Here is a 25,077-nt window from a genome sequence, read left to right as displayed (position 1 = left end):
GTCACCAGCCGCCCGTCGGGCCCTGGGGACGACGCCCCCCGCCCGTCCCGTACGGCTGGATCCGGGGGCGCACGTCCACCCAGTAGATGATCGCGGGCGCCACCGCGATGACGTTGAAGAACGACCCGGCCGTCATCATCATGGGCGGCAGGCCGAACAGCCCGATGAGCCCTGCGACGCCGAGGATGATCAGCCAGATGTTCTTCTTCAGCTTCCCCTCGGACACGTAGGCGTTCGCCGGCCGGCGGGCGGCGTCGAGGAACGCGACGAGCTGCACCACGAACACCACGACGGCGAGCACGACGAGCACGATGTACTGGAAGGATCCGAAGGCGGCGGAGATCACCCGCCAGAGCCTACGGGAGGACGCGCAGGCGGCGGGAGCGTGCGGCGCCCGCGACGTGCTCGTCCCACGCGGCGACGAGGGTGTCCTCGTGCGCGACGGCGAGGGCGCTCGCGACGTGCAGCGCGTCGGCGCCGCGCAGCGGGACGGGGCACGACGCGACCAGCTCGGCGGCTCGCCGCGACACCTCCGGCGTCACCTCGAGCGTGTGCAGCCCGGCGCTCAGCTCGTCCCAGAGCGCCGTCCCGCGGCGGCGCGCCAGCGGGTCGAGGACGCCCGCCCGCTCGCCGGCGGCGAGCGCCGCCCGCACCTCGGCGTCGGCGATGCGCGACGTGACGACGACGTCGGCGCGGTTCCACAGCGCGCTCGCCAGGGCCGAGCCGGGCTCGGGCACGCACAGCTTCACCAGGGCGCTGGCGTCGAAGTAGACGAGGGCCATCCTGCTCCGTTCTCGATGACGGCGGTCGGGCGGGTCGAGAACGGCGTCAGCGCCGGATGCGCCGCACCAGGTCGGACATGCGCGACGCCGGGCGTGCGGCGGGGCGCGCGACCGGTCGTGCGCCGGTGGCGTCGTCGTCGGGCACCGCGTGCACCGGGCGCTCCGTCGCCGCGGGCGTGAGCAGGCCGTCGCGCACCAGCCCGGCGAGGAGATCCGCCGTCTGCACCCCGGACAGGCGGGCGACCGGCACCCCCCGCTCGGTGATGACGACCTCCTCGCCCGCCCGCGCCTTCTCGATCCACGACTTGAGCTCGGCGCGCAGCGCGCTGACGGAGACCTCCATGACCGACGACCGTACCGTCCGCAGCCCGGCCGGAACAGACGCCCCGTGCCGGGGCCCCCACCGCCGAGGTAGTTCAAGATCTGCCGAGGTAGTTCAAGACCGGCCGAGGTAGTTCAAGACCGGCCGAGGTAGTTCAAGACCGGCCGAGGTAGTTCTGAACCTCGTGAGGTAGTTCTGAATCGCGCGAGGTAGTCCGAAACCCCGCGAGGTAGTCCGGAACGTGCCGAGGTCAGCTCCCGCGACCGTGGTCGCCCAGGACCGCTCTCGTCTCAGTGCCGCGGTGAGTCCGTGTCGTCGTCCTTCCGCTCGCCGAAGAGCATCTTCGCCAGCAGCAGCATGAAGACGATCCAGCCGCCCACGAGAGCGAGCCACGACCACGCCCAGCCGACCGCGAAGCCCAGGACGGCGAAGACGACGAACGACGTCGTCCAGATCACCGTCGTGAAGATGCCGAACCGCGCCGCCGCGTCCGGGTCGCGGTCGAACCGGTCGCCGACGGCGCCGTGCTCGCGGGCGACCTCGCGGAACCACGCCTTCTTCCGGTTCGTCTGCGTGACGCCGAGGCCGACGAACGCGAGCCCGCCGGCGATGCCGAGAGCGCCCGCGACGGCGTAGACCCACGGCTCGAACGTGCCGAACGCCGTGAAGATCGCCAGCAGGACGCCGAACAGGGCCAGGCCCGTGGCGAGGTAGTAGCCGCCGGCGCGGCGCGACGGCACCGGGTGGTTCGTCGTCGTCTCCCGCGAGAGCGAGCTGCCGACGACGAAGCCGACGGCGCTGGACGCGGTCAGCAGGATTCCCGCGGTCGCGATCGGGGGCAGCGTGAGCACCCCTGCCGCACCGAGGCCCGCGACGACGACCAGCGCGACGAAGAGCAGCGCCGCGATCACGACCCCGAGCACGAAGCGGGGCCGGGGGCGCACCTTGTTCGCGAGCACGGCCTCGGCGGTCGACACGTACCCGACAGGGGCTGTGCCTCCGGCCGCCCGCCCCGGCCGCGGCGAGCCTGCGGCGTCGTCGACGAGCGCACTCAGGTCCCCGAGCTCGTCGAACGCACGGCGGGCGGCATGGTCGGGGGTGGCACCGCCGGCCTGCAGCTCGGCGGCGCGGGCCTCGAGGTTCGCCCGGATCTCCTCCTTGAGGTCCTGGACCTCGGGGGACGGCTCGACGCCGGCGAACGCGGCGTCGAGGAGGCGGTGGACCGTGGTCATCGGGAGGTGTCCTTGTCTGTGCTGGGGTGCGTGCCGGCGCCGTCGGTACGCAGGAGGGAGTCGATGACGTCGCGGGTGGCGACCCACGCGGCGACGTTGCGCCGGAACACGGCCCGCCCGGCGTCCGTGATCCGGTAGTACTTGCGGCGCCCGCCCTGGGACTCGTCGCCCCAGTAGGCCTCGACCAGCCCGTCCTTGGTGAGACGGCGGTACGTCGCGTAGAGCGTGGCCTCCTTGATCTCGTGCGCGCCGCCCGTGGCGTCGCGGATCGCCTTGTAGATCTCGAAGCCGTAGCGGTCCCCGCGACGCAGCGTCGCGAGCACGATCGTGTCGGTGTGACCGCGCAGCAGGTCGGCGGAGAACGCGTCGTCCGCCGTCGAGGATTCATCTCGCTGCATCACGACAAGTACTGTATGTCATCCACTACTGGACGACAACAACCCCGCGAGGTAGTTCGCCGCGCCGTCGGCGAGAGACCGTGCCAGCCTGCGAAGCGGGACGCTCCACCGCACGGACGTCGTCGTCCGACCGAGACAGGAGGCACGGGATGGCTGCCCCACCGACCGGCGAGGCACTGCCCCAGCGCCGGGTCCTGGCGATCTTCGGCGGGCTCATGCTCGCGATGCTGCTCGCCGCGCTCGACCAGACCATCGTCGCGACGGCGCTGCCCACCATCGTGTCCGACCTCGGCGGCGCGGAGCACCTGTCGTGGGTCGTGACGGCGTACATGCTGGCGAGCACGGCCACCACGGTGCTGTGGGGCAAGCTCGGCGACCTCTACGGGCGCAAGGCGCTGTTCATCGCCTGCATCGTCATCTTCCTCGTCGGGTCGGTCCTGTCCGGCACGTCCCAGACGATGGCGCAGCTCATCGCGTGGCGCGCCGTGCAGGGCGTGGGCGGCGGCGGGCTCATGGTGCTGTCGCAGGCGATCATCGGCGACGTCGTCCCGCCGCGGGAGCGCGGCAAGTATCAGGGCTTCTTCGGCGCCGTCTTCGGTGTCTCGTCGGTCGCGGGCCCGCTGCTGGGCGGCTTCTTCGTGGACAACCTCGACTGGCGCTGGGTCTTCTACATCAACGTCCCCATCGGGATCGTCGCGCTGCTCGTCGTCGCCTCCGTGCTGCCGCACATCGACGCCGGCAAGAAGCCCCGCATCGACTACGCCGGCATCATCCTGCTGGGCCTGCTCTCCACGTCCGTCGTGCTGGTCACCAGCCTGGGCGGCACCACCTGGGAGTGGGCCTCCTGGCCCGTCTACGGGATGATCGCGCTCGCCGTCGTGTCGCTGGTGGCGTTCGTCCTGGTCGAGCAGCGCACCCCCGAGCCCGTGCTGCCCCTGCACCTGTTCCGCAGCAAGGTGTTCTCCGTCGCCGCCGGCGTCGGGTTCGTCGTCGGGTTCGCGATGTTCGGCGCCATCACCTACCTGCCGCTGTACCTGCAGACCGTCAAGGGGTCCACGCCCACCGAGTCGGGGCTCGAGATGACGCCGATGATGCTCGGCATGCTGCTCACGTCCATCGGGTCGGGGCAGCTCATCTCCCGCACCGGGCGGTACAAGGTCTACCCCGTCGTCGGCACGGCGATCACGGCCTGCGGGCTGTACCTGCTGTCGCTCATGGGCCGGGACACGACGACGCTCCAGGCAGGGCTCAGCATGTTCGTGCTCGGCGCCGGGCTGGGCATGGTCACCCAGGTGCTCGTCATCGCCGTGCAGAACGCCGTCAGCTACAAGGACCTGGGCACCGCGACGTCGGGCGCCACGTACTTCCGCACCATCGGCTCGTCCGTGGGGGTCGCCGTCTTCGGCACGGTCTTCGCGAACCGCCTCGCCCAGGAGCTCGTGGCCGGCGTCCCGGCGACGGCCCAGGGACCGTGCGAGCCCGGGGCGCTGGCGGCCTCGACCCAGACCCTCGCGCAGTGCCCGCCCGAGGTGCAGGACTGGTTCCTCGACGCGTACGCGGGCGCCCTGCACGTCGTCTTCCTGTGGGCGGTGCCGGTCGCCGTGCTCGCCTTCGCGCTCACGTGGCTGCTGCCGGAGGTCGAGCTGCGCTCCGCCACGCGCGGCGACGCCGCCACCACCGCCGGGCAGGCGGCCGGCGAGTCGTTCGCGCTCGGTTCCGCCCGCACGTCGCTCGACGAGCTGCGCCTCATCCTGTGGCGCCGCGTCGGCAGGCTGGACCCGCTCAAGGTGTACGGCACGATCGCGCGCGACGACGACCTCGCCGCCGAGGAGGCGTGGATGGTCACCCGCGTCTCGCTCAAGCGGAGGCGCTCGGTGCAGCTCATGGCCGAGCGCACGGAGGTCTCCCCCGACCGGGTGCGGCAGGTCGCCCAGTCCTTGGAGGCGCGCGGCCTCGTCGAGGTGGACGGCGACGCCGTCCTGGCCACGCCCGACGGCGACGCCGCGGCCGAGCGGATCCGCGAGGCGGAGCGGCAGCGCCTGCGCCGGTACGTCGCCGAGTGGCCCGGCGGGGACGAGCCCGAGGTCGACCAGCTCGTGGAGCAGCTCACGCACCAGCTCCTCGCCGACGACACGGACGTCGTCGAGCACCGCTGACCCGAACTACCTCGGCACGATCCGGACTACCTCGGCACGGCCCGAACTACCTCGGCACGACCCGAACTACCTTGGCGTCACATCTCCGGGAGGGCGCCGCGGGCCTCGTCGGGCGGCAGGCCCGCGGCCTCGAGCAGGTCGACGACGGGCGAGCGCAGCAGCAGCACCAGCGACTGCACCTGCCAGTGCCCCTCGCCGACGGTGCGCGGGTCGACGTCGCGCGCGACGTCGAGGAGGGCGTCGCGCGCCTGCGCCAGTCCGGTGCCCGAGCCGAGGGCGGCGGCGAGCAGCCGCACGCCGTGCCCGAGCCGGACGACGAGGTCCGCCACCGGGTCGGCCGTCGGGTCGACCTCGGGCGGAGGGGGCAGCCCGCCCGACAGCGGTGCCGCGGTCACCCCGCGCCCGCCCTCCTCGGCGAGCTCGCCGAGCGAGCGGAGCGTGGCGGGCGCGCGCCGGGCCAGCACGCGCACGCTGCGCATCGCCCGGTCGACCAGCACCGCCTGGGCGGTCAGCCGCGTGATCTCCGAGCGCAGCACGCGGTTCACGCTCACCCGGGCGATCTCGCCCGACTTCGTCGCGACGTCGTGCCACTCCTCGAGCGTCTTCTCGGCGGCGCGTCCGCGGACCAGGGCGGCGGCGAGCTCGTCGGCGTCGCCGTCGCGCAGGCCCAGCGCGACGGACTCGAGCGTGAGGGCCAGCTCCCGGGTGGCGTTCTGCGCCAGGTCGCGGATGCGACGTCGCGGGTCGCCGGGGGTGAGGAGGGCGACGACCAGCGCGACGCCGCCCCCGATCAGCGCGTCCGTCCACCGGCCGAACGCCCCGTTCGTCGCGACCGACGCGGGCAGGCCGACGACGACGCCCGCCTGCACACCGGCCTGGATGGTGACGAGGGCTCCCCGGTCGATGAACCGCGCGACGAGGGCGGAGAGGCCCATGACGAGCGCGATCTGCCACCAGCCCGACCCGATGAGGTGCACCATGACGTCGCCGAGCGCGACGCCGAGCGCCACGCCCGCGGCCACCTCGGCCACCTTGCGCAGCTCGCGGTCGAAGCTGAACCCGAGGCACACCCATGCCGCGATCGCCGCGAAGAACGGCTGCGTGTGCCCGAGCACCACGACCGCCAGCCCGTAGGCCACGCCCGCGGCCAGCGCCGCCTGCACGATCGGCCAGAAGGACACCCGCACGCGCGCGATGCCCTGCCGCAGCCGGATGCGGCGGGGCAGGGTGCGCAGGGCGGCGCGTGCGGCAGCGCCCGCGCGCCGGGACATCTCGCCCGCGGGACGGGCCGCCGGCTCGTCGCTCACGGGCGCCCGCTCACAGCAGGCCCCTCACAGCAGACTCTGCGGGGCGTCGGGCCCGCGCGGGGTGAGGCCCCGGGTCAGCGGCCCGTGCGCCTCGGGGCGGTCGGCCGAGACGCCGTCGCCCGGCACCACGACCTCCTGCGCCGCCGCGACCTGCAGCTCCTGGCCCCCGACGTCGCCCACCACGGTGAGCTCGGCGTCCTCGGGCGTGGAGCGCTTGACCACCGCGAGGGCGACCGGCCCGAGCTCGTGGTGCCGCGCGACCGTGGTCACGGTGCCGACGGCGCGACCCTCCGCCCCGCCCACGAACACCTGCGCCCCCGCCTCGGGCACCACGTGCTGGGAGCCGTCGAGGTGCAGCATCACCAGGCGCCGCGGCGGACGGCCCAGGTTGTGCACGCGCGCGATCGTCTCCTGGCCGCGGTAGCAGCCCTTGTGCAGGTGGACGGCGGTGCGCAGCCAGTCCAGCTCGTGCGGCACGCTGCGGTGGTCGACCTCGTGCGCCAGCCGGGGACGCCACGCCTCGACCCGCAGCGCCTCGGTGGCCCACGTGCCCGCGAGGCGCCAGCCGGCCGCCTCGCGCTCGGCGACGGCCTGCTCCAGCTCGGCGCGCGGCACGAGCACCAGCCGCCAGGGGCGGTCCGCCCCGGGGTGCTCCGTCTCGGGCAGGCCGTACCGGGTGCCGCCCTGCGCGACGCGCGGCCAGGTGTCCCACCAGGTCACGGGCTCGCCCTCGGCGCCCTCCGCGGCGACGGGCTCCCCGATCGCGGCGTACTCGGCGGAGACGTCGTCGATCTCGACGCGCATCATGAACTTCATGCGCTCGAGCCAGGCGGCGAGCGGCGCGGCGTGGTCCCCCTCGGTGATCAGCCAGGTGGCCTCGCCGTCGTCGACGACGCCCGCGGCGTGCTCGACGTGACCCTGCGGGGAGAGCACGAACAGCTCGCTGGAGGTGCGCGGCGCCAGCGCCTGCACGTCCTGCGAGGTGATCGAGTGGAGCCACGACAGCCGGTCCGGGCCGGCGACGCGCACGACGCCGAGGTGCGACTGGTCGACGACGCCACCGCCGCGCGCGAGCGCACGCTGCTCGGCCACCGGGTCGCCGTAGTGCCAGGCCACGCCCGCGTCGGCGCCCGTGGCGGCCACGGCACCCTGTCGGGTCAGGAGCGGCGAGTCCATCGGGGTCCCCTCAGTCGTTGTCGACGCGGTCGAGCTGGGCGGAGGCGTAGGAGCCGAGCGGGTGCCCGAACGCGGCGAGCTCCTCGACCCACATCAGGCGCCCCTCGACCAGGCCGTACAGGCGCTTGGCCGCGGTGACCTCCGCGGCGGTCGACGTGCGGGCCACGAAGTCCGTGGCCAGGTCGATGCGGCCGTTGCCCGCGACGCCGAGGAACAGCGACAGCCGGCCCGACGCGTCGGTGACGAGGACCTCGAGCGCGTGGCGGTCGTCCTCGAGCCCGTCAGGCCGGTCGGTGGACACGCGCCAGTACCCGGTCTCCGTCGACCAGACGGTGTCGGGGGCGTCACCCGCCTCGTCGGTGCCCTCTCCGTCGGCGGCCGCGGCCGAGCGCACGCGCAGCGTGGACTCGAAGCGCAGGTAGGGGCCGCCGTCGTGGTCGAAGACGAGGTCGTGCACGAACGGCGTCTCGTCGACGCCGGTGTACTCGATCACGCCCTCGCCCCGCCAGCGGCCCACGAGCCACGCGAGCGGGTAGACCTCGGGCGCGAGGCCCTCGGGGAAGGCGAAGGGCATCAGCGCTGACCCTGGAACAGCTTGTAGACGACGTACCCGGCGAACCAGAGGATCGTGATCGACACGACGACCAGCAGACCGGTGAACACTGCCTCGAGAGCATGGATCGACATGCCGCGATCCTACCCAGGCACCCGGGAGTCGTTCAGCGTGGGTGCCGGCGCGGGCCCTCCGCGTGAGTAAGGTCGCCGCCCATGAGCACCCCCCACGCGGCGCCCGCGCGCTCGCTCGTGATCAAGACCACGTCCGGGACGGACCGGGCCGAGGCCGCCAACCAGGCCCTCACCGTCGCTGCCGCGGCCGTCGCGGCGGGCGCAGAGGTCAGCCTCTGGCTCACGGGCGAGGCGGCGTGGTTCGCCGTCCCCGGGCGCGTGGCGGAGCTCGACCTCGAGCACGCGGCGCCCGCGACCGACCTGCTCGACGCCGTCCTCGCGGCCGGGTCGGTCACCCTCTGCACGCAGTGCGCCGCGCGGCGCGGCCTCGGGCCCGACGACGTGCTGCCGGGCGTCCGCATCGCCGGCGCGGCCGTCTTCGCCGAGGAGGTGCTGCGGCCGGGCGCCCAGGCGCTCGTCTACTGACGCCTCCGGTGCCGCGCACGCCCTCCCGCGCCGTCTTCCACCCTGCTGTGAGGCACGCCACCCGCCTGCGGCACCCCCTCCCGCCGGGCACCCCCCGTGCCGTAGATTGAACGTTGAAGCATCCGTGCCCGGCACGGAGCACCTCCCCCGCACCTTCCCCGCCGTCGGGCGGGCGCCCGTCCACCGCCGTCCTGATCCCGGAGAACGCCCCATGACCTCGCCCACGCGGACCTGGAACGACCTCGTCATCCCGGCGGCGGGGACGTATCTGCTCGACGAGGCGCACAAGCGGCTGGGCTTCCTCGCGATGCACATGATGGTCAGCCCCGTCCGCGGGGAGTTCCCGGTGGGCACCGCGACGATCCACGTCGGCGAGGACCCCCTGCAGTCGGCGGTGGCGGCCACCCTGGAGACCGCGACCCTCACCACGCACAACCCGGACCGCGACACCCACCTGCGCAGCCCCGACTTCCTCGACGTCGAGAACTACCCGACCATCGAGTTCCGCAGCACCGGCGTGGACTGGCGCACGCAGGAGGACCCGATGTTCTCCTGGGCCCGGCTCAAGGGCCGCACCCCCGGTCGCGCCCCTGCCCCGCAGCAGGCCATGCGGACGTCCGCGAAGTTCGTGCTGCACGGCGAGCTCACGATCCGCGGCATCACCCACCCGATCGCGCTCGACGCCGAGTTCGGCGGGGCGCGCCGCGACCCGTACGGCAACGACATCTTCGGCTTCAACGCCACGGCGGAGTTCGAGCGTGAGAAGTACGGGCTCACCTGGAACGTCGCGCTCGAGGCGGGCGGCGTGCTCGTCGCCAAGACCGTGCGGATCGAGCTCGCGGGCGAGGCCATCCGGCAGTCGGTCCCCGAGCCCGCGCCCGCCTACTGAACCCGCGCTACGCGAGGACCAGGCGCCCGACGACGAACACCAGGATGCCGCCGACGGCGACCGGTGCCGTCACCGCGGCCAGCACCGCCCGGCGTCCGGTGAGGGCGGGCTGACGCTCGAACAGCAGCCGCAGGACGGCGACCACCAGGCCGGTCACGGCGCCTGCGACCAGGCCGCTCACCGGGTCGAGCGACGGCAGGAGCGTCGCCACCCCGCCCGCCGCGACGGCGCCCAGCGCCACGCCCACGAGGGACCCCGCCCAGCCGCGTGCGACCGGCGTCGCCGACACCGCCGCCGCGACCGCGAGCCCGAGCGCGCTCACGACCACGAGCGACGCACCCGCCTCCGAGCGCCCCGCGGCCACCCAGCCGGAGCAGCACACCGCGACGACCGCACCGGTCACCGTGCCGCTCACGGACTCCACGAGCCGGGGCCGCCCGCCGCGGCGCAGCATCTCCGCGACGAACGCGAGCACCAGCGCCATCGCGAGCACGAGCGGCACGTGGCGCAGCACCGGCTCGCCCTGCGTGGCCCCGGCCACGGCGACGGCACCCAGCCCGGCGACCGCCACGACGACCGTCGTGCCGCCCTGGGCCGGCAGCCGCAGCAGCGGCGCCCAGCCGGCCGCGACGAGCAGCGCGAGCACACCGGCCACGGCGGTCAGGGGCAGGGTCCCGTAGGCGTCGAGGGCGGCGGCCGCCGCGACGACGGCGGAGAGGACGGCCGTCCAGACGGCACGGGTGGTCACGGTCACGACGACGAGTGTCGCAGACGGCGGCCCCTCGCCCGCCGCCCCCGGGCACGCCCGTCACAGTCCGGTCGTCGATCGGAAACGCGCCCGCAACACGGTTCGGGGCAGACTGCGGGGACCGGTCGCACGGCCGGGACGAGTGCGGTGTGATCCACGCCGCACCGCGGTACGTTGGCGGACGCACCTGTCGGACGCTGTCGAACGGACCGTCCGACGACCGGGAGGAGGTGCCGGTGGCCGAGCTGCTCATCCTCACGCCCGCGTCCGGCGGGTCGGTCGAGGTGCTGCCCGCACTGGGCCTGCTGAACCACCGGATCCGGGTGCTGCCCATGGAGCCGTCCGCCCTGGTGGACGCCCCGGACTCCGACGTGGTGCTGCTCGACGCGCGCCGGGACCTCGTCGCCGCCCGCACCACGTGCCGGCTGCTGCACGCCACCGGCCTCACGGTGCCGCTCGTGCTCGTGCTCACCGAGGGCGGCCTCACCGTCGTCACGCACGAGTGGGGCGCCGACGACCTGCTGCTCGAGAACGCGTCACCCGCCGAGGTCGAGGCGCGCCTGCGCCTCGTCGTCGAGCGGTCCGAGCGGGGCCCCGTCGACGACGGCCCGCAGGAGATCTCGGCGGGCGACCTCGCGATCGACGCCGGCGGGTACACCGCACGGCTGCGCGGGCGCCCCATCGACCTCACCTACAAGGAGTTCGAGCTCCTCAAGTACCTCGTGCAGCACCCGGGCCGCGTCTTCACGCGGGCTCAGCTGCTGCAGGAGGTGTGGGGCTACGACTACTACGGCGGCACCCGCACCGTGGACGTGCACGTGCGGCGCCTGCGCGCGAAGCTCGGCCCCGAGCACGAGCAGCTCATCGGCACCGTCCGCAACGTCGGCTACCGGTTCGACCCGCCCAAGGAGCCCCGCCCCGTCGAGGGCGAGGACCCGGACGCCGCGACGGCCGACGGCCCGAGCGCGGCCGGCCGGCCGGCGCCCACCCGCTGACCCGCGCGCCCTCGCGGGCCGCGGCGCACCGCAACGGGTAGGTTCGACCGGTGACCGCGATGTCGGACTCCAGCGACTTCTCCAGCGCCCTGGTCGACGGACCCTGGCGGCACGAGCTCGTGCCCGCGAACGGCGCCCGCTTCCACGTCGCGCTGGCCGGGCCCGACCGGACGAACGGCGGCCGCAGCCCGCTCGTCGTGCTGCTGCACGGCTTCCCGCAGTTCTGGTGGGCGTGGCGCCACCAGGTCGAGCAGCTCGCCGACGCCGGGTACCGCGTCGCGGCGATGGACCTGCGCGGCGTCGGCGCCTCCGACAAGCCCCCGTCCGGCTACGACGTCCCCACCGGCACCCAGGACGTCGCCGGGGTGGTGCGCTCCCTCGGCCACGACCGCGCCGTCGTCGTCGGGCACGGCACCGGCGGCATCACCGCCTGGTCGATGGCGCGGCTGCAACCCGCCGTGACCGCGGCCGTGGCCGCCGTCGCGGCACCGCACCCGGCCCGCCTGCACGTCTCGGGCCGCCAGCTGCTCACCCCGCTGGCGCGTCGCCAGCTCGCCGCCTACCAGCTGCCGACGCTGCCCGAGCGCCGGCTGACCGACGGCGACCAGGTCGCGCGCGTGCTGCGCGACGGCGCCGTCCGCCCGCTCGGCACCGACGCCTACGACCTGTACCGCACCGTCATGCGGATCCCGTTCGCCGCGCACACCGTCATGGAGTCGCTGCGCTGGATGGTCCGCTCGACGCCGCGACCCGACGGCCGCCGCTTCCTCGCCGCGCTGCGGGAGCCCGTGGACGTCCCCGTGCTGCAGGTGCAGGGCGAGCTGGACGGCTTCCTCGACCCGCGGTACGCCCCCGTCGACGGCGCCGCCCTCGCGCGCGACTTCCGCTACGAGACCGTCGACGGCGCCGGCCACTTCCTGCCCGAGGAGGCCCCCGACGAGGTGGGCAAGCTGCTCGTCGACTGGCTCCAGCACGTGCACGCCGCACGCTGAGCCGGACCGGGCCGGCTCAGCCCCGCGGCCCCGGCTTCACCAGCTTGGCGGCGGCGACCGGGTCCGTCTCCCCGACGCCGAACGACGGGCACCAGCGCGCCACCGGGCACGCCCCGCACGCCGGCCGCCGCGCGTGGCACCGCCGCCGTCCGTGCCACACCAGGTGGTGGCTCAGCATGGTCCAGTCCTTCTTCGGGAACAGCGCCCCCACCTCGTGCTCGACCTTGACCGGGTCCTCCTGGTCGGTCCAGCCGAACCGGCGCGCCAGCCGGCCGAAGTGCGTGTCCACCGTGATCCCCGGGACGCCGAACGCGTTGCCCAGCACCACGTTCGCCGTCTTGCGGCCCACGCCCGGCAGCGTCACCAGGTCGTCGAGCCGGCCGGGCACCTCGCCGTCGAACCGCTCGACCAGCGCCTGCCCCAGCCCGATGATCGAGCGCGTCTTGGCCCGGAAGAAGCCCAGCGGCTTGAACAGCTCCTCCATCTCCGCGGGGTCCGCGCCCGCGTACGCCGCCGCGTCGGGGTACCGCGCGAAGATCGCCGGCGTCGTCGCGTTCACCCGCACGTCCGTGGTCTGCGCCGACAGCACCGTCGCCACCAGCAGCTCCAGCGGCGTCGTGAAGTCCAGCTCCGCGCGCGCGTCCGGGTAGGTCGACGCCAGCTCACGGTCGATGCGACGCGCACGCCGCACCAGCGCGACGCGCGACTCCCCCGTGGGGGTCTCGTCGGACGAACGAGCGGTCGAGGAGGCAGGCGTCGTCGGCACGATGCGAGCGTAGCCACGCCCGCCCACACGAGCGCGGTCACCGCCCCACGGCGCTTCGTCGCGCCGCGATTTGGTGGGGTGAGGCAGACTGAGAACCGGAACACACCCTCTTGACAACCTCCGGACGGCCGCACCCGACCCGGGACGGCCGCCCCCGAACCAGGTGAGGAATCCTGTGGACGACACCGTCGTGCTCTCCGCCCCTCTCTTCGCGGACATGGAATCCGAGGAGACGAAGGCGCTCTTCGAGTCCATGGTCCCGGTCGAGCTGACCCGCGGGGACGTCCTCTTCCGCGAGGGCGAGCCCGGCGACCGGCTCTACGTCATCGCCCAGGGCAAGATCAAGCTCGGCCGCCGGTCGAGCGACGGCCGGGAGAACCTGCTGTCGATCCTCGGCCCCGGCGAGATGTTCGGCGAGCTGTCCCTGTTCGACCCGGGCCCCCGCACCGCGACGGCCTCGTCCGTGTCCGACGCGCTCGTCTACGAGCTGCGCCACCAGGCCCTCGTGCAGTGGATCGCCGCGCACCCCAGCGTCGCCACCACCCTGCTCGGCGCCCTGGCCCGCCGCCTGCGCCGCACCAACGAGACCCTCGCCGACCTCGTCTTCTCCGACGTCCCCGGCCGCGTCGCCAAGGCCCTCCTCGACCTGTCCGCCCGCTTCGGCGAGCCCAACGACGACGGCATCCGCGTGGCGCACGACCTCACGCAGGAGGAGCTCGCCCAGCTCGTCGGCGCCTCGCGCGAGACTGTCAACAAGGCGCTGGCGGACTTCGCGACGCGCGGTTGGGTGCGCCGGGAGGGTCGCGCGGTCGTCCTGCTCGACATCGACCGTCTGGAGCGGCGGGCTCGCTAGTTCCTTGCGGCCGCGTGGGTTGCGGCCGTCACCTCGCTCGCTTCCGTCACCAGCTTGCTGACGCAGGCGGGAGGGGCATTCTTCGCCGGGTCGCGTTCACGGGCGCCAGGGCGCCCTCCACTTCGGGACTTCTTACGACCCGGCGAAGAACGCCCCTCCCGCCTGCTCTGCTGTCGTCTCACCGCCTCTTTTGCACGACGGCGGTACTTGCGTCGCCTGCACGCCTCTCCCGCGCCACGTGGCCTGGCCTGCGCGACGTCGCGCATGGCCGGTGGGCGGCGCGCTCGCTCGCCGTGGGGGGTCTGCCGGTGCTGTACCCCGGCCGGGAGCCGTGCCCGACACGAGCCGCCCCCGGAGCCGAAGTGTGCGCGGTGAGCCTCCGCCTGGCCACCTCACCCTCGCGCCTCTGGGCCGCGGCACGCCGCGAGCCGACCCTGGTGCGGAGGCGCCGCGGTCTTCGCTGCGCGACTCGGGCCGTTCGTCGCGCGACGGCCGCAAGTACCGACGTCGAGCGCGATCGAGACGAAGCGCGCGAGCCGGTGCAGGAGCGGGTGGGGACGAGGTCCTTCGCCAGGTCGTAGAAGTCCCGAAGTGGAGGGCCCCCTGGGGCCCGTGAACGCGACCTGGCGAAGGACCTCGTCCCCACCCGCGTCCGCAACCAGAAGCAGCGGACCGAAACTCAAGAAAGCTCGACGACCAGCTCCACCTCGACCGGAGAGTCGAGCGGAAGCACCGCGACCCCCACGGCAGAGCGCGCGTGCACGCCCGCGTCGCCGAAGATCTCGCCGAGGACGTTCGACGCGCCGTTGATGACGCCGGGCTGGCCGGTGAACGACGGGTCGGAGGCGACGAAGCCCGTCACCTTGACGATCCGCGCGCCGTCGAGCGTGCCCACGAGGGAGCGCACGGCGGCGAGGGCGTTGAGGGCGCAGGTGCGCGCCAGGTCGGCGGCGGTGTCGGGGGCGACGAGGCCGTCACCCTCCCCCACCTTGCCGGTCACCGGCAGCGCGCCGTCGACGAACGGCAGCTGGCCGGCCGTGTAGACGTAGCTCCCGGAGCGGACGGCGGGAACGTAGGCCGCGACGGGCGCTGCGACGTCGGGGAGGGAGATGCCGAGCTCGGCGAGGCGGGCCTCGGGCGAGGCACCGCCGGTCGTGCTCATCACTGGCCGCCGGAGGGGCGCTTGAGGTAGGCGACCAGGTTGGTGCTGTCGGGGCCGGGGACGACCTGGACGAGCTCCCACCCGTCGGCCCCCCATTGGTCGAGGATCGCCTTGGTGTTGTGGATCAGCAGGGGGATGGTCGCGTACTCCCACGTGGTAGCCATGCCGCGATCGTAACCAGCGACCGCGCCCGCCGCCGACGTCCCGGCGCTCCCACGACGGGTCCACACGATCTGCACAGCGCGGCCGGCGTCGTGGCCGTGCCGCCTCGGGTGCAGCCCGTACCCTGGTGGGCATGGCCAAATCCGACCCTCGCCGCATCACGCGCACGATGCCGGCGACGCAGCTCGTCGCCCTGCTGCTCGCGTTCGTCCTCGCGGCCGGTGTCGGCGGCGTGCTCGCCGCCGGGCTGGTCATCCCCGCGGTCGCGGGCGTGAACGCAGCCGCGGACAGCACCGTCGAGATCTACGACGAGGTGCCGGCGGAGCTGGAGCCGCGGCCGATGTCGCAGCAGTCGCGCATCTATGCCGCGAACGGGAAGCTGCTCGCCACGTTCTACGCGCAGAACCGCATCGTGGTGCCGCTGGACGAGATCTCCGAGCCGATGCAGCACGCCGTGATCTCCATCGAGGACGAGCGCTTCTACGAGCACGGCGGCATCGACGTGCAGGGCATGACGCGAGCGCTGGCCAACAACGTGGCCGGCCACGCCACGCAGGGCGCGTCCACGCTGACGCAGCAGTACGTGAAGAACATGCTCATCGACCAGGCGCTGCAGGACGGCGACCAGTTCGCCGTCATCAAGGCCAGCGAGGACTCGGTCGCCCGCAAGCTCACCGAGGCGAAGATGGCCATCTCCCTCGAGAAGACGATGAGCAAGGACGAGGTACTGCAGGGCTACCTCAACGCCGCCCAGTTCGGCTCGCGGAGCATCTACGGCGTCGAGGCCGCGGCCCGCTACTACTTCGACAAGCACGCCTCCGAGCTCAGCATCGTCGAGGCGGCCACGATCGCCGGCATCACGAAGTCGCCGAGCCGCTTCGACCCCACGGTGAACCCGGAGGAGGCGAAGGCGCGCCGCGACCTCGTGCTGCAGAACATGTGGAAGCTCGGCTACATCTCCACCGAGGAGCGCGACGAGGCGAAGGCGACGTCGATCAAGAAGTCGCTCGACGTCAACCCGACCGAGATCGGGTGCGCCGCCGCCGGCGACTCCGCGTTCTTCTGCGACTACGTCACCAAGGAGATCGTCACCAACCCGGTGTTCGGCGAGACGAAGGCCGAGCGGCAGCAGCTGCTGTACCGCGGCGGCCTCGAGATCCACACCACGCTGGACCCGAAGAAGCAGAAGGCTGCGGCGGCTGCCGCCAAGAACGCCGTGAACCCCGGCGACTCCAGCGGTCTGCAGTCCGCGATCGCGTCGGTCGAGCCCGGCACGGGCAAGATCCTGGCGATGGCGCAGAACATCCCGTACACCCCGTCCGAGGGCGGCGAGAACACCACCCGCGTGAACTACTCGGCGGACCCGACGCACGGCGCGTCCGGCGGCTTCCAGGTCGGCTCGAACTTCAAGCCGTTCGTGCTGGCCGAGTGGCTGAAGGAGGGCCACACGCTGAGCGAGCGGGTGAACGCCACGAAGACCGCGCGCTGGCCCCAGGACTTCCAGACCCCCTGCGTCGGCAACCTCGCGGCCGCGGAGCCGTGGGCGCCCGCGAACTCCGAGGGCGTCGAGGTGGGGTACATCTCCGCCCTCGAGGCCACGTACGAGTCGGTCAACACCGCGTACGCGGCGATGGGCTACCAGCTCGACCTGTGCAAGCTGCGCAGCACGGCGTGGGACATCGGCTTCCGCCCCACGCGGTCCGTCCAGGACGGCGGGCGTGTCGTGACCGCCCCCAAGGAGTCGGACATCGACATCCAGGCGCCGATGATCATCGGCACGCAGGAGTCGACGCCGCTGTACCAGGCTGCCGCCTACGCGACGCTGGCCAGCGGTGGTACCTACTGCTCGCCGATCGCCATGACGAGCATCACCGGCCCCGGGGGCAAGGAGTACGACGTCCCCGACGCGGAGTGCAACAAGGACGCCCTGCCGGAGGACGTGGCCAACACCGTCGTGTACGCCATGGAGCGGGTGTTCTCGGGCACCGGTACGGCACGTGCCCTCGGCGGGCTCTCCGACGGCCGCCCGGTGGCGGGCAAGACGGGTACCTCCCAGCTGTCCGCGCAGACCTGGTTCACCGGCTTCACGCCCAACCTGTCCACGTCCGTGTGGGTCGGAAACGCCGACCGGCCGAACGAGGACCACACCAGCGGCAACGTCGTGAACGGTCAGTACCACCGCATCCTGTACGGCTCGACGATCGCCGCGCCGGCCTGGAAGGAGTACATGGACCAGGCCGTCGCCGACCTGGAGGTCAAGGACTTCGGCAGCCCGGACCCCGACATGATCGGGGTCGGCGCGATCCGGCCGTCCACGCCCGACGACGGCGGGGACAGCTCCGCCGACGAGGGTGACGGCGGCAGTGACGACGGCGGCGGCGAGGCGCCCCAGGGCGACGAGGGCAACGACCGGGGCCGGAACGGCAACGGGAACGGCAACGGGAACGGCAACGGGAACGGCAACGGGAACGGGAACGGCAACGGCAACGCCGCGGCCGCCTGGGACGCCGTCCAGGACGGCGACTGGGAGTCGCTCGGCGACGCGTGGGGCGACAACTGACCGCCGGCTGGCAGGTCGCGGGCGGGCTCGTCGCCGCCGGCGTCGCGGGTCTCGGCTACGCCCACCTGGAGACCAAGCTCTTCACGGTGCGCCGGGCGACCGTCCCGGTGCTGCCCGCGGGCGAGCCCGACCTGCGCGTGCTGCACGTGTCGGACCTGCACCTCACGCCGTCGCAGAGCCGCAAGATCGCCTGGGTGCAGTCGCTGGCCGAGTACGAGCCGCACCTGGTGGTGAACACCGGGGACAACCTGGCGCACCGCGACGCACTCGGGCCGCTGCTGGAGGCGCTCACCCCCCTGCTCACCACCGCGCCCGGCGCGTTCGTCATGGGCTCGAACGACTACTACGCGCCCGTGCCGAAGAACCCCGCGCGGTACCTACGGCGCGACACCCGGATCGTGCACACACGACCGGCCGAGCTGCCGTCCGAGGAGCTGGCCGGCGCAATGGTCGCCGCGGGCTGGCGGGACCTCACCAACCGTCGTGACACGGTCGAGGCCGACGGGCGTCTGCTGTCCCTCGTGGGCGTGGACGACCCGCACCTGGACCGCGACGACTTCCCGCCGGCGTCGGCGACGACCGACGAAGCGCAGGCGGACGCCGACAGCGCTGTGCTGCACCTCGGCGTCACGCACGCCCCGTACCGGCGCGTGCTCGACCGGATGCACGCCGACGGCGCGGACGTCGTCCTCGCCGGCCACACGCACGGCGGCCAGCTACGGCTGCCCGGATTCGGCGCGCTCGTCACCAACTGCGACATCGACCGCCGACGGGCCAGCGGCCTGCACGGATGGCCCGGTCCGCGCCCCGACGAGACGGGCGGCGGGGGCTCCGCGTGGCTGCACGTGTCGGCCGGTGCGGGCACCTCGCCGTACGCCCCGGTGCGCTTCGCGTGCCGCCCGGAGGCGACGTTGCTCACGTTCACCGCCCGGTAGCCGGATCTCGTTTTCGTCCAGGCGCGATCGTCGGCTATTCTGGGCAGGCTTCCGCACGAGGACGTAGGTCCCGAGGCGTGGGAGCAAGTCCTTCGGGGTGTGGCGCAGCTTGGTAGCGCGCTTCGTTCGGGACGAAGAGGTCGCAGGTTCAAATCCTGTCACCCCGACCAGCCGAGAGGCCCTCTGAACAGCGGAAACGCTGATCAGAGGGCCTCTTGCTTTGCCCGCTGGCACCCCGGAACGGCCGCTGGGGGCTTAACTGGGGGCTTACGCCTGCGAAGTACGTCCGTCTCCCGGCATCTTGAACAGCGGTTCCATGTGCCAGTCGGGGGCGACGACCTCGATGGTGGCGAACGAGTTCATGAACGTCGCGCCGTCCTGGATCACAGGTCGCAGCTCGTGCCGGTAGATCCGTTCCGTGGTCGACGTGTCCGAGTGCCCGACGACGTCGGAGATCTTCTCGACCGCCGCGCCGCCCAGAGACATCAGCGAGACGAACGAGTGCCGTAGCTCGCGCGGCGTCCACTCGGCAGGGTCGATCCCGGGCACCAGCTTGAGAGCTGACCGGAACCCACGGCGCACGTTGGCTGCGTCCAGCGCTGTGCCGAGTGTCGTCGTGAACACGAGGCCGTGCTCCGTCCACGAGCTTCCAGCCTTCACCTTGTCGGCAGCTTGGTCGCGATGTCGCCGACGGAGGACGTCGGCAACGAGCTCGGGCATCGCGAGGGTGCGCCGCGACTTCTCTGTCTTCGTGTCTCCGGACTTCCGCACCGAGCGCCAGGCGGCGATTGTCGGCGGCTCACCCTCGAGGTCGACCCGGTCCCACGTCAGCGCGCGCATCTCCTCGGTCCGGATCCCGACGAGCATCGAGACGACGATGTACGGGTACATCCAATGACCCTTGGTGAGCATGAGGACGTCGAGCGCCTGTCTGTCGGAAAGAGACTTCGACTTCCTGCCGGTCACACCCCGGGGCGTCACCACGAGCTCGACGACGTTCCGCTCCAGGAGGTCGCGCGCCATCGCCCGCTTCACGACGGCGTTGAGGCACGCCTTCACGTCAGTGATGGTCCGGGTCGAGTGGGTCGCGACCAGAGACTCCAGCAGCTTCTCGACGTGCTTGGCCGTGAGCTTGCGGAGGAGGACATCGCCGATTCCTGCCTCGATGTGCGCACACATGTACTCGTGCTTCCTGACGGTCGCGTCGTCGACCTGGCCCTGCCCGTAGAGCAGCCAGTCCTTGACGGAGTCTGCGACGGTCAGCCTGTCCGACCCGGCAGCGAGCCCAGCTTCGTAGTCTCGGACCCGACGCTTGAGCGCCTCCGTCGCGGCCGACCGGGACTTGCCCGAGCCCTTCCTCCGGATCTCCTTGCCGCGGTCGTCGTAGCCGACGATCCGGGTCGCGACGAACCGCTGCAGCCGCTTGTCCCAGTAGACGGTGCCTTCCCCGCGCGCCCGTCTCGGCTTCTTCTCCTCCGGCTCGGTCATGTCGCACCGTCCAGGCTCGCCACGTACTCGGCCACGGCCTCCACCGGCACCAGACGCCGCGTGCCGACTTTCACCGTGCGGAGCCTGCCGCAGCGGATCAGCTCGTAGACGACGGTCCGGCCGATCCTCAGTGCCTCAGCCGCTTCCTCCACCCGGTAGAGCACCGGGGCGATCTCGCTCATGACGAGCGTCTCGTGCTTGGTCATCGCTCCCCCTCGAGTCCTCGGTTGGCCGGCGATCAGGCCGGGCGGTCGTTGCGCTGGTCGGCTCGCCACGTGGCGTACTCGCGGGCCCGGGCGGCAGCGGCGTCGGCGAGTGCCTTGTCCCCCGTGCGAGGCCAGCCTGACCCCTCGTAGGCCCAGCTACCGATCACGATGGTGGCCTCCTCGTCGTCGGCCATGAGCTGTTCCTCGAGCTCGCGGACGTCGAGCACGTCTCCCGTATGGGGCTGCTCCGCCGTCATGCGCTGGAAGCGGCGACGAGCACGTCGCAGCGCCCCGAGGGTGACGGAGTAGCGACGCGACTTGGTCGAGAAGTGACCACGGAACCCGAGCATGAGCGCCCAGCGGCCGAGCAGGGCGTACGGGTTCCGGGAGCAGTCCCCACAGATACTCGCGTTACGGTCGTTGACCCGCTCGCCGCACTCGAACTCGCAGCCGGCGAGGGCTCGGGTCGCGAGAGCTCTGCAGGTGTCGATGATCCGCTCGAGGTGCGGGGCCGGGCGTCGGGGATCGACACCGGTCGACTTGGTCGAGTACTTCGCGAGGTACGCGGCAACCTGCTCGGTAGTGATCTGCTCCCTCGCCGCAGGTCCGTCCCGCACGACCCGTACGTCGGTCTGGGTGCCGAAGCACAGGAGACGCTCGACGTCGACGTCGTCGACCGGCGGGGCAGGGCAGGAGACGCCGGCCGCAGCCTCACGGATCGCGTCCTGCAACCCGGAGGCACCCACGGGAGCCGGGGATCCTGGACCATCAGGTCCGTCGATCCGCACGAGCGCATGGAAGTGGACCAGGCCGCGTGCCTGGAACTCGGCGACCTTGGCGTACTCGAGCCGCGCATGGTCCTTCAGGTCGCGTTCCCTCACGCCGAGCTCCACGGCGAGCTGCCGCCGCAGCGCGATGGTGAATCGGCGCCACAGCTCGGGCGCGTGCCACTGCCAGACGGCGGCAGTCTCGACGTCGTAGCAGTCCCGGCACAACGGGGCACCGACACTAGGCTCGCCGGCGTCGTGGTGGGCCCAGCAGGTCAACGGGAGACCGTGCGGGCACACGCCGTGGCGAGCACGGGGGCGGCAGGGCTGCTTGCCGTCGCGGGCACGGTGCACGGCCCCGAACGACGGTGCGGTCAGAGTCACGAACAGCAGCGGGTTGCTTCTGACTTCTGTCGGGACGCCCTTGCCGCCGTGCAGGCCGGTCGAGATGAGCTCGAAGGTGTCTCGCGCGTAGATGCGCGAGCACGAGGGGCACACCTCCTCGCGCCGGTTGCCGCAGGGCTTGAACAGCATCCCCATCGGTTCGTCGGCCGACCGAAAGGTGCTGAGCTCGCCCGTCCGAGTGTCGACGGTGTCCGAGCTGCCGACGAGGCGGACGGGATGGGCGCAGTTGCCGACCTTGGCGAGCGTGGCGGCGAGGGCGGGCATAGTGCCGTCGGCGAGGCGGCCCACGATGGACTCCGCATCGGCCAGAGCGAGGTCGCCCAGGTCGAGTGGTGCCTCCGGCCCGAAGCCGGGGAAGCCTGCCGCCGCCGTCATCACGCCGCCTCAGGATCCCTGGGGCCACGCGGCGTGCGGGGTGAGGGGCGGTCAGAAGGCGGTTCGACGATCGAGACGAGCTCCCCCATTTCCTGTGCCTCATCAGCCTCAGAGCCCGCTTGTTCCTGGTCCTCCGACGCACGCTCGACCACAGCCGGGAAGGTGCCCGCGACCAGCCGGATGACGTCGTCGGGCCAGAAGTCGGCGCGCACCCGCTCGACTTCACCGTCGTTGCGCACGACGTAGCCGACCCCGGGCATGGTCCGGTCGATGCGGTGCGCCGGTGCGAGGTCGCCGTACCCGTCACCGAGGACCATGCGGGTCTCCGACGTCGAGGCGAGCCGCAGGGCGATCGTCTGGGTGAAGAGCTCGCGCATGCCCACGGTCTCCTTGCGCGGGTCCTGCACGAAGGCCACGACCATCACGCCGAGTGCGCGTCCCTGGGTGAGGATCCGTTTGAGCAGCGTCGTCGCCTCGTTGACGACGTCACGCGAGGCGTAGCCGGTCAGCACTGCGAGCTCGTCGATCAGCAGCACATGCGCCGGGTCGCCCGATGACGGCTCGAACTGCCGAGTTCGCCCGCGCATGGTCGCCTGCCGTTCGCCGATCACACCGTGCAGCGAGTTGAGGAGCTCGAGCGCCGCCCGTTCGTCCATCGCGACGGAAGTGAACATCCCCGCGCCCACCGCGACCTCGACGCCGCCCTTGAGATCGATCCCCCAGAGCCGGACCAGGCCAGCGTTCGCCGCTGGAGCGAGGTTCCCGGCGATGCCCCAGAAGATCGAGCCCTTGCCTGCACCGGAACGTCCGACGACGAGGGTGTGCCGCCCTGCGAGCTCGAGCCGCCACGGCGAACCGTCCGAACGCCGGCCCAGCGTGACGGCACCGGTCTCGATGCTCTCGGGAAGGGAAGGTGTTGACGGCTCGTGCAGCAGCTCCCGCATCATCAGCACGATCTCGACGACACCCGGAGCGATCCGGCGCGATTCAGCCGACTCCGCCTCGAACGCGGTAGCGATCGCCTCGACAGCTCCGTCGACGTCCTCGACGGTCTGCCCGACGGCGGCGCGAACCCGAAGTGTCAGCGTGTTCCCGCTCGTGCGGACGTCGAGCAGGCGAGGAACACGTTGCGATTCGTCGTTCTCCCACGGCCAAGCGAGCCCGCACCGCTCGGCGACCCGAGCCCACTCCCTGCGGACCCGACGGCGCCAGGCTCGACGACGCACCGGCCCGCCGAGGACCGCCTCGTAGGTCAACGGGCTAATGGCGTCCCAGGCCGCCCGGAGGGTGCTCCACACCGGGACGAGCAGGAGCACCGCGATCCCGATTGCCTCGTGGTCGGCAATCATCAGAAGGTCACCGACCACGAGGCAGACGAGGATCACCCGCCACGACTGAACCGTCCAGGTCACGGAGCTCCAGAACGCGTGACCGACCCGTCCGAGCACGAGACCGGTGACGCCCACGCCGGACATCACGTCGCACCGTTCACGATGGCGGTGTCCGCGGAGGTGCGACCTTCACCTCGTGGGAAGGCTCGCAAGGGCCGTACCGGCTCGGCGTCGCAGAACACGCGGAAATGCGCCTCAGGCCACCGGCCGCCCTTCCACACCGCGAAGACGTGGTCAGCGTGGGAGGTTGCGAGGTCGAGCACCTGGTCCAGTCCGAGGCGCCACGCGAGGTACTCCGCGGCGGTCTGGGAGGCGACGTGCAACAGGACTCCTCCGTGGCCCACCTGGACGGTGGTGACCCCGCCATCGACCATTCCGACGATGTCCGCCGCCATGGTCAGCAGTTCCGGGACAGTCGGCCCGATCTCGACCGATGTGTCGAGGGCCTGCCCGACGCCTCCCGTGGACATCAGGCAGCCGCCTTCTGGTCTCCGGGCTTGGCCTGCTCCTGTCCTGCCGGTGCGAAGCCCTGTGCGCGGAATGACCACGCGATCCGGGGCCGGTTCCCGGAGTCGTCAACGTACGGGAGCGCCGTCAGCCCCACGAACGTCACCGGGGTCCACGGCATCGGCGAGGTGTTCTTCGGCGGCACTGGCTGAACCTGGGCGGCGAACTTGATCGACACGCCGAGCTCACGCCGGTTGGCGTCGTCATCGCCGTCGATGACCGTGCACTGCCACAGCAGGAGGCCGGTCTCCTTGTCGCGCTGCTGGGGCCGCGAGCCGTCCGGCCGCTTCTCGGCCTGAAAGTCGGCGACGGGCTCCACATCCCCGCGCAGGTAGGCGCCCTGGGGGAACACCGCCTCGTGCGCGATCTCGAACCGCTTGGCGATTGCCATGATCTCGTCTCCTTGGTGGTTCCGTGTTCATTCCAGTTCGGGCTGGATGCCCACTCACCACGAGACCGGCTACAGCGGGGACGACACCACCACCTAGCGGGACGTCTTGGGACGTCCTACGATGAGCAAGACGTCCCGCAACGCCCCTCGCAGTGCACGGCTACTCCTCGCCTCTGGAGGCGTCATGACGAACGAACGACTGCGCGCAGCCATCACCGACGCCGGCTTCTCGCTCCAGGAGTTCAGCGACCAGCTCGGTGTCGATCCCAAGACCGTCGAACGCTGGATCACCAAGGACCGGATGCCGTACCTGTCCCACCGCATGAACGCGGCGCGGATCGTCGGCAAGACGCCCGGGTATCTCTGGCCATCGACCGAGGCCGATCCACGAACGAAGTCAGCCACCCGCGCAGAGCTCGTCGACGTCTACCCGAGTCGCGGCGCCCTCCCCATCTCCATGTGGGAGGAGCTCATCGACACCGCCACCGAGGCGATCGATATCCTCGCGTTCGCCGGGTCCTTCCTGCACGACGGGATCCCCGAGTTCGGTGAACGCATCGAGACGCGCGCCGCGGCCGGTGTACGAATCCGGCTGCTGTTCGGCGACCCGGACAGCCGAGCAGTCGAGCTACGCGGCAAGGAGGAGGGCATCGGCGACCTCATGGCTGCCCGGTGCCGACTGACCTGGAACTACCTTGCACCACTTCTCGACGGAGTCGCGGGCATTCAAGCGCGCCAGCACGACAGCACCGTCTACGCCTCGCTCTTCCGGTTCGATAACACGCTCCTGGTCAACCCGCACGCCCTCGGCGCCCCAGCCGGACACTCACCGATCCTGCACCTTCAGCGCATTGCTGGAGGCAAGCTCTTCGACCATTACTTGGAGTCGTTCGACCGCACGTGGCATTCGTCAAGTCCGGGAACGGGCTGACCTAGTCGACAAGCTCTTGCCGCCGCACC

Annotated in this window: 27 protein-coding genes and 1 tRNA gene; 10 read left to right on the top strand and 18 right to left on the bottom strand. The window is 72.2% G+C overall.

Annotated features, from left to right (window positions below; translation table 11 throughout):
• Position 1: 1 nt before the first annotated feature.
• From ACH436_RS06625 to ACH436_RS06605, 5 genes are all read right to left on the bottom strand, one after another.
• Positions 2 to 346: a DUF2516 family protein gene (locus ACH436_RS06625; protein WP_430559403.1), complete on the bottom strand. Its 345-nt coding sequence runs from the start codon at positions 344 to 346 to the stop codon at positions 2 to 4.
• Between the two features lie 10 nt (positions 347 to 356).
• The gene (locus ACH436_RS06620) at positions 357 to 782 is read right to left on the bottom strand and encodes a type II toxin-antitoxin system VapC family toxin (protein ID WP_430559402.1); all 426 of its coding nucleotides are present in this window, start codon (positions 780 to 782) and stop codon (positions 357 to 359) included.
• 46 nt (positions 783 to 828) lie between these two features.
• A complete protein-coding gene (locus ACH436_RS06615) occupies positions 829 to 1,125 on the bottom strand; it encodes a type II toxin-antitoxin system Phd/YefM family antitoxin (RefSeq protein ID WP_430559401.1) in 297 nt (98 codons plus the stop codon).
• Positions 1,126 to 1,394: 269 nt separating this feature from the next.
• The gene (locus tag ACH436_RS06610) at positions 1,395 to 2,336 is read right to left on the bottom strand and encodes a permease prefix domain 1-containing protein (protein WP_430559400.1); all 942 of its coding nucleotides are present in this window, start codon (positions 2,334 to 2,336) and stop codon (positions 1,395 to 1,397) included.
• A complete protein-coding gene (locus ACH436_RS06605) occupies positions 2,333 to 2,734 on the bottom strand; it encodes a PadR family transcriptional regulator (protein WP_430559399.1) in 402 nt (133 codons plus the stop codon). Before ACH436_RS06605 ends, ACH436_RS06610 begins: the two co-directional genes overlap by 4 nt.
• A gap of 149 nt (positions 2,735 to 2,883) precedes the next feature.
• Here ACH436_RS06605 and ACH436_RS06600 point away from each other — a divergent pair, with 149 nt between their 5' ends.
• Entirely contained in the window at positions 2,884 to 4,890 is a 2,007-nt protein-coding gene (locus ACH436_RS06600; RefSeq protein WP_430559398.1) for a DHA2 family efflux MFS transporter permease subunit, read from the top strand.
• Between the two features lie 77 nt (positions 4,891 to 4,967).
• Here the strand turns inward: ACH436_RS06600 and ACH436_RS06595 are convergent, their stop codons facing one another.
• Genes ACH436_RS06595 through ACH436_RS06585 form a run of 3 tightly spaced genes read right to left on the bottom strand, consistent with a single transcriptional unit; the run spans position 4,968 to position 7,947 of the window.
• Positions 4,968 to 6,197 carry an aromatic acid exporter family protein gene (locus ACH436_RS06595; RefSeq protein WP_430559397.1) on the bottom strand — a complete coding sequence of 410 codons (1,230 nt, stop codon included), beginning with the start codon at positions 6,195 to 6,197 and terminating at the stop codon, positions 4,968 to 4,970.
• 24 nt (positions 6,198 to 6,221) lie between these two features.
• Positions 6,222 to 7,373, bottom strand: a complete 1,152-nt coding sequence (locus tag ACH436_RS06590) for a YgfZ/GcvT domain-containing protein (protein ID WP_430559396.1) — start codon at positions 7,371 to 7,373, stop codon at positions 6,222 to 6,224.
• 10 nt (positions 7,374 to 7,383) lie between these two features.
• Complete coding sequence (locus ACH436_RS06585; RefSeq protein ID WP_430559395.1) at positions 7,384 to 7,947, bottom strand: FABP family protein; 564 nt, start codon at positions 7,945 to 7,947, stop codon at positions 7,384 to 7,386.
• 194 nt (positions 7,948 to 8,141) lie between these two features.
• Here ACH436_RS06585 and ACH436_RS06580 point away from each other — a divergent pair, with 194 nt between their 5' ends.
• A complete protein-coding gene (locus tag ACH436_RS06580; RefSeq protein WP_430559394.1) occupies positions 8,142 to 8,525 on the top strand; it encodes a DsrE family protein in 384 nt (127 codons plus the stop codon).
• Between the two features lie 211 nt (positions 8,526 to 8,736).
• The gene (locus ACH436_RS06575) at positions 8,737 to 9,414 is read left to right on the top strand and encodes a YceI family protein (protein ID WP_430559393.1); all 678 of its coding nucleotides are present in this window, start codon (positions 8,737 to 8,739) and stop codon (positions 9,412 to 9,414) included.
• A 7-nt stretch (positions 9,415 to 9,421) separates the two neighbouring features.
• On the opposite strand, the gene ACH436_RS06570 is transcribed toward ACH436_RS06575, so the two are convergent.
• Positions 9,422 to 10,168, bottom strand: coding sequence for a hypothetical protein (locus ACH436_RS06570; RefSeq protein WP_430559392.1), 747 nt, complete (start codon positions 10,166 to 10,168; stop codon positions 9,422 to 9,424).
• 230 nt (positions 10,169 to 10,398) lie between these two features.
• Here ACH436_RS06570 and ACH436_RS06565 point away from each other — a divergent pair, with 230 nt between their 5' ends.
• Entirely contained in the window at positions 10,399 to 11,157 is a 759-nt protein-coding gene (locus ACH436_RS06565; RefSeq protein ID WP_430559391.1) for a winged-helix domain-containing protein, read from the top strand.
• A gap of 59 nt (positions 11,158 to 11,216) precedes the next feature.
• Positions 11,217 to 12,149 carry an alpha/beta fold hydrolase gene (locus ACH436_RS06560; protein WP_430559880.1) on the top strand — a complete coding sequence of 311 codons (933 nt, stop codon included), beginning with the start codon at positions 11,217 to 11,219 and terminating at the stop codon, positions 12,147 to 12,149.
• Positions 12,150 to 12,165: 16 nt separating this feature from the next.
• On the opposite strand, the gene nth is transcribed toward ACH436_RS06560, so the two are convergent.
• Positions 12,166 to 12,915, bottom strand: coding sequence for an endonuclease III (gene nth, locus ACH436_RS06555; protein ID WP_430559390.1), 750 nt, complete (start codon positions 12,913 to 12,915; stop codon positions 12,166 to 12,168).
• 175 nt (positions 12,916 to 13,090) lie between these two features.
• Between nth and ACH436_RS06550 the strand changes: the two genes are divergently transcribed.
• Positions 13,091 to 13,768, top strand: coding sequence for a Crp/Fnr family transcriptional regulator (locus ACH436_RS06550; protein ID WP_416345052.1), 678 nt, complete (start codon positions 13,091 to 13,093; stop codon positions 13,766 to 13,768).
• Positions 13,769 to 14,447: 679 nt separating this feature from the next.
• Here ACH436_RS06550 and ACH436_RS06545 read toward each other — a convergent pair.
• Positions 14,448 to 14,930, bottom strand: coding sequence for a RidA family protein (locus ACH436_RS06545; RefSeq protein WP_430559389.1), 483 nt, complete (start codon positions 14,928 to 14,930; stop codon positions 14,448 to 14,450).
• A complete protein-coding gene (locus ACH436_RS06540; protein ID WP_139820690.1) occupies positions 14,930 to 15,094 on the bottom strand; it encodes a DUF4177 domain-containing protein in 165 nt (54 codons plus the stop codon). The genes ACH436_RS06545 and ACH436_RS06540 overlap by 1 nt, the downstream gene beginning before the upstream one ends.
• Before the next feature lie 131 nt (positions 15,095 to 15,225).
• Here ACH436_RS06540 and ACH436_RS06535 point away from each other — a divergent pair, with 131 nt between their 5' ends.
• From ACH436_RS06535 to ACH436_RS06525, 3 genes are all read left to right on the top strand, one after another.
• The gene (locus ACH436_RS06535) at positions 15,226 to 17,652 is read left to right on the top strand and encodes a transglycosylase domain-containing protein (RefSeq protein WP_430559388.1); all 2,427 of its coding nucleotides are present in this window, start codon (positions 15,226 to 15,228) and stop codon (positions 17,650 to 17,652) included.
• Positions 17,637 to 18,587 (top strand): metallophosphoesterase, encoded by a 951-nt coding sequence (locus tag ACH436_RS06530; RefSeq protein WP_430559387.1) that lies wholly within the window; start codon positions 17,637 to 17,639, stop codon positions 18,585 to 18,587. The genes ACH436_RS06535 and ACH436_RS06530 overlap by 16 nt, the downstream gene beginning before the upstream one ends.
• Before the next feature lie 93 nt (positions 18,588 to 18,680).
• Positions 18,681 to 18,757, top strand: a tRNA-Pro gene (locus ACH436_RS06525).
• Positions 18,758 to 18,854: 97 nt separating this feature from the next.
• Here the strand turns inward: ACH436_RS06525 and xerC are convergent.
• From xerC to ACH436_RS06495, 6 genes are read right to left on the bottom strand one after another with little or no spacing between them, the layout of a single operon-like run.
• Positions 18,855 to 20,075 carry a tyrosine recombinase XerC gene (gene xerC, locus ACH436_RS06520; RefSeq protein WP_430559386.1) on the bottom strand — a complete coding sequence of 407 codons (1,221 nt, stop codon included), beginning with the start codon at positions 20,073 to 20,075 and terminating at the stop codon, positions 18,855 to 18,857.
• On the bottom strand, positions 20,072 to 20,281 hold the full coding sequence (locus ACH436_RS06515) for a helix-turn-helix domain-containing protein (protein WP_430559385.1): 210 nt from the start codon (positions 20,279 to 20,281) through the stop codon (positions 20,072 to 20,074). Before ACH436_RS06515 ends, xerC begins: the two co-directional genes overlap by 4 nt.
• A 32-nt stretch (positions 20,282 to 20,313) precedes the next feature.
• Positions 20,314 to 21,828, bottom strand: a complete 1,515-nt coding sequence (locus tag ACH436_RS06510; protein ID WP_430559384.1) for a replication initiator — start codon at positions 21,826 to 21,828, stop codon at positions 20,314 to 20,316.
• On the bottom strand, positions 21,828 to 23,303 hold the full coding sequence (locus ACH436_RS06505; RefSeq protein WP_430559383.1) for an FtsK/SpoIIIE domain-containing protein: 1,476 nt from the start codon (positions 23,301 to 23,303) through the stop codon (positions 21,828 to 21,830). Before ACH436_RS06505 ends, ACH436_RS06510 begins: the two co-directional genes overlap by 1 nt.
• Positions 23,303 to 23,689, bottom strand: a complete 387-nt coding sequence (locus tag ACH436_RS06500; RefSeq protein ID WP_430559382.1) for a hypothetical protein — start codon at positions 23,687 to 23,689, stop codon at positions 23,303 to 23,305. The genes ACH436_RS06505 and ACH436_RS06500 overlap by 1 nt, the downstream gene beginning before the upstream one ends.
• On the bottom strand, positions 23,689 to 24,117 hold the full coding sequence (locus ACH436_RS06495) for a plasmid replication, integration and excision activator (RefSeq protein WP_430559381.1): 429 nt from the start codon (positions 24,115 to 24,117) through the stop codon (positions 23,689 to 23,691). The genes ACH436_RS06500 and ACH436_RS06495 overlap by 1 nt, the downstream gene beginning before the upstream one ends.
• Before the next feature lie 184 nt (positions 24,118 to 24,301).
• Between ACH436_RS06495 and ACH436_RS06490 the strand changes: the two genes are divergently transcribed.
• A complete protein-coding gene (locus tag ACH436_RS06490) occupies positions 24,302 to 25,048 on the top strand; it encodes an XRE family transcriptional regulator (RefSeq protein WP_430559380.1) in 747 nt (248 codons plus the stop codon).
• Positions 25,049 to 25,077: the final 29 nt, after the last annotated feature.

The sequence above is a fragment of the Isoptericola sp. NPDC019693 genome (assembly GCF_044389085.1).
In the GTDB taxonomy this organism is placed as follows: domain Bacteria; phylum Actinomycetota; class Actinomycetes; order Actinomycetales; family Cellulomonadaceae; genus Isoptericola.
Note: the sequence above shows the minus strand (reverse complement) of the source record. Positions and strands in the feature narration are given on the sequence as shown.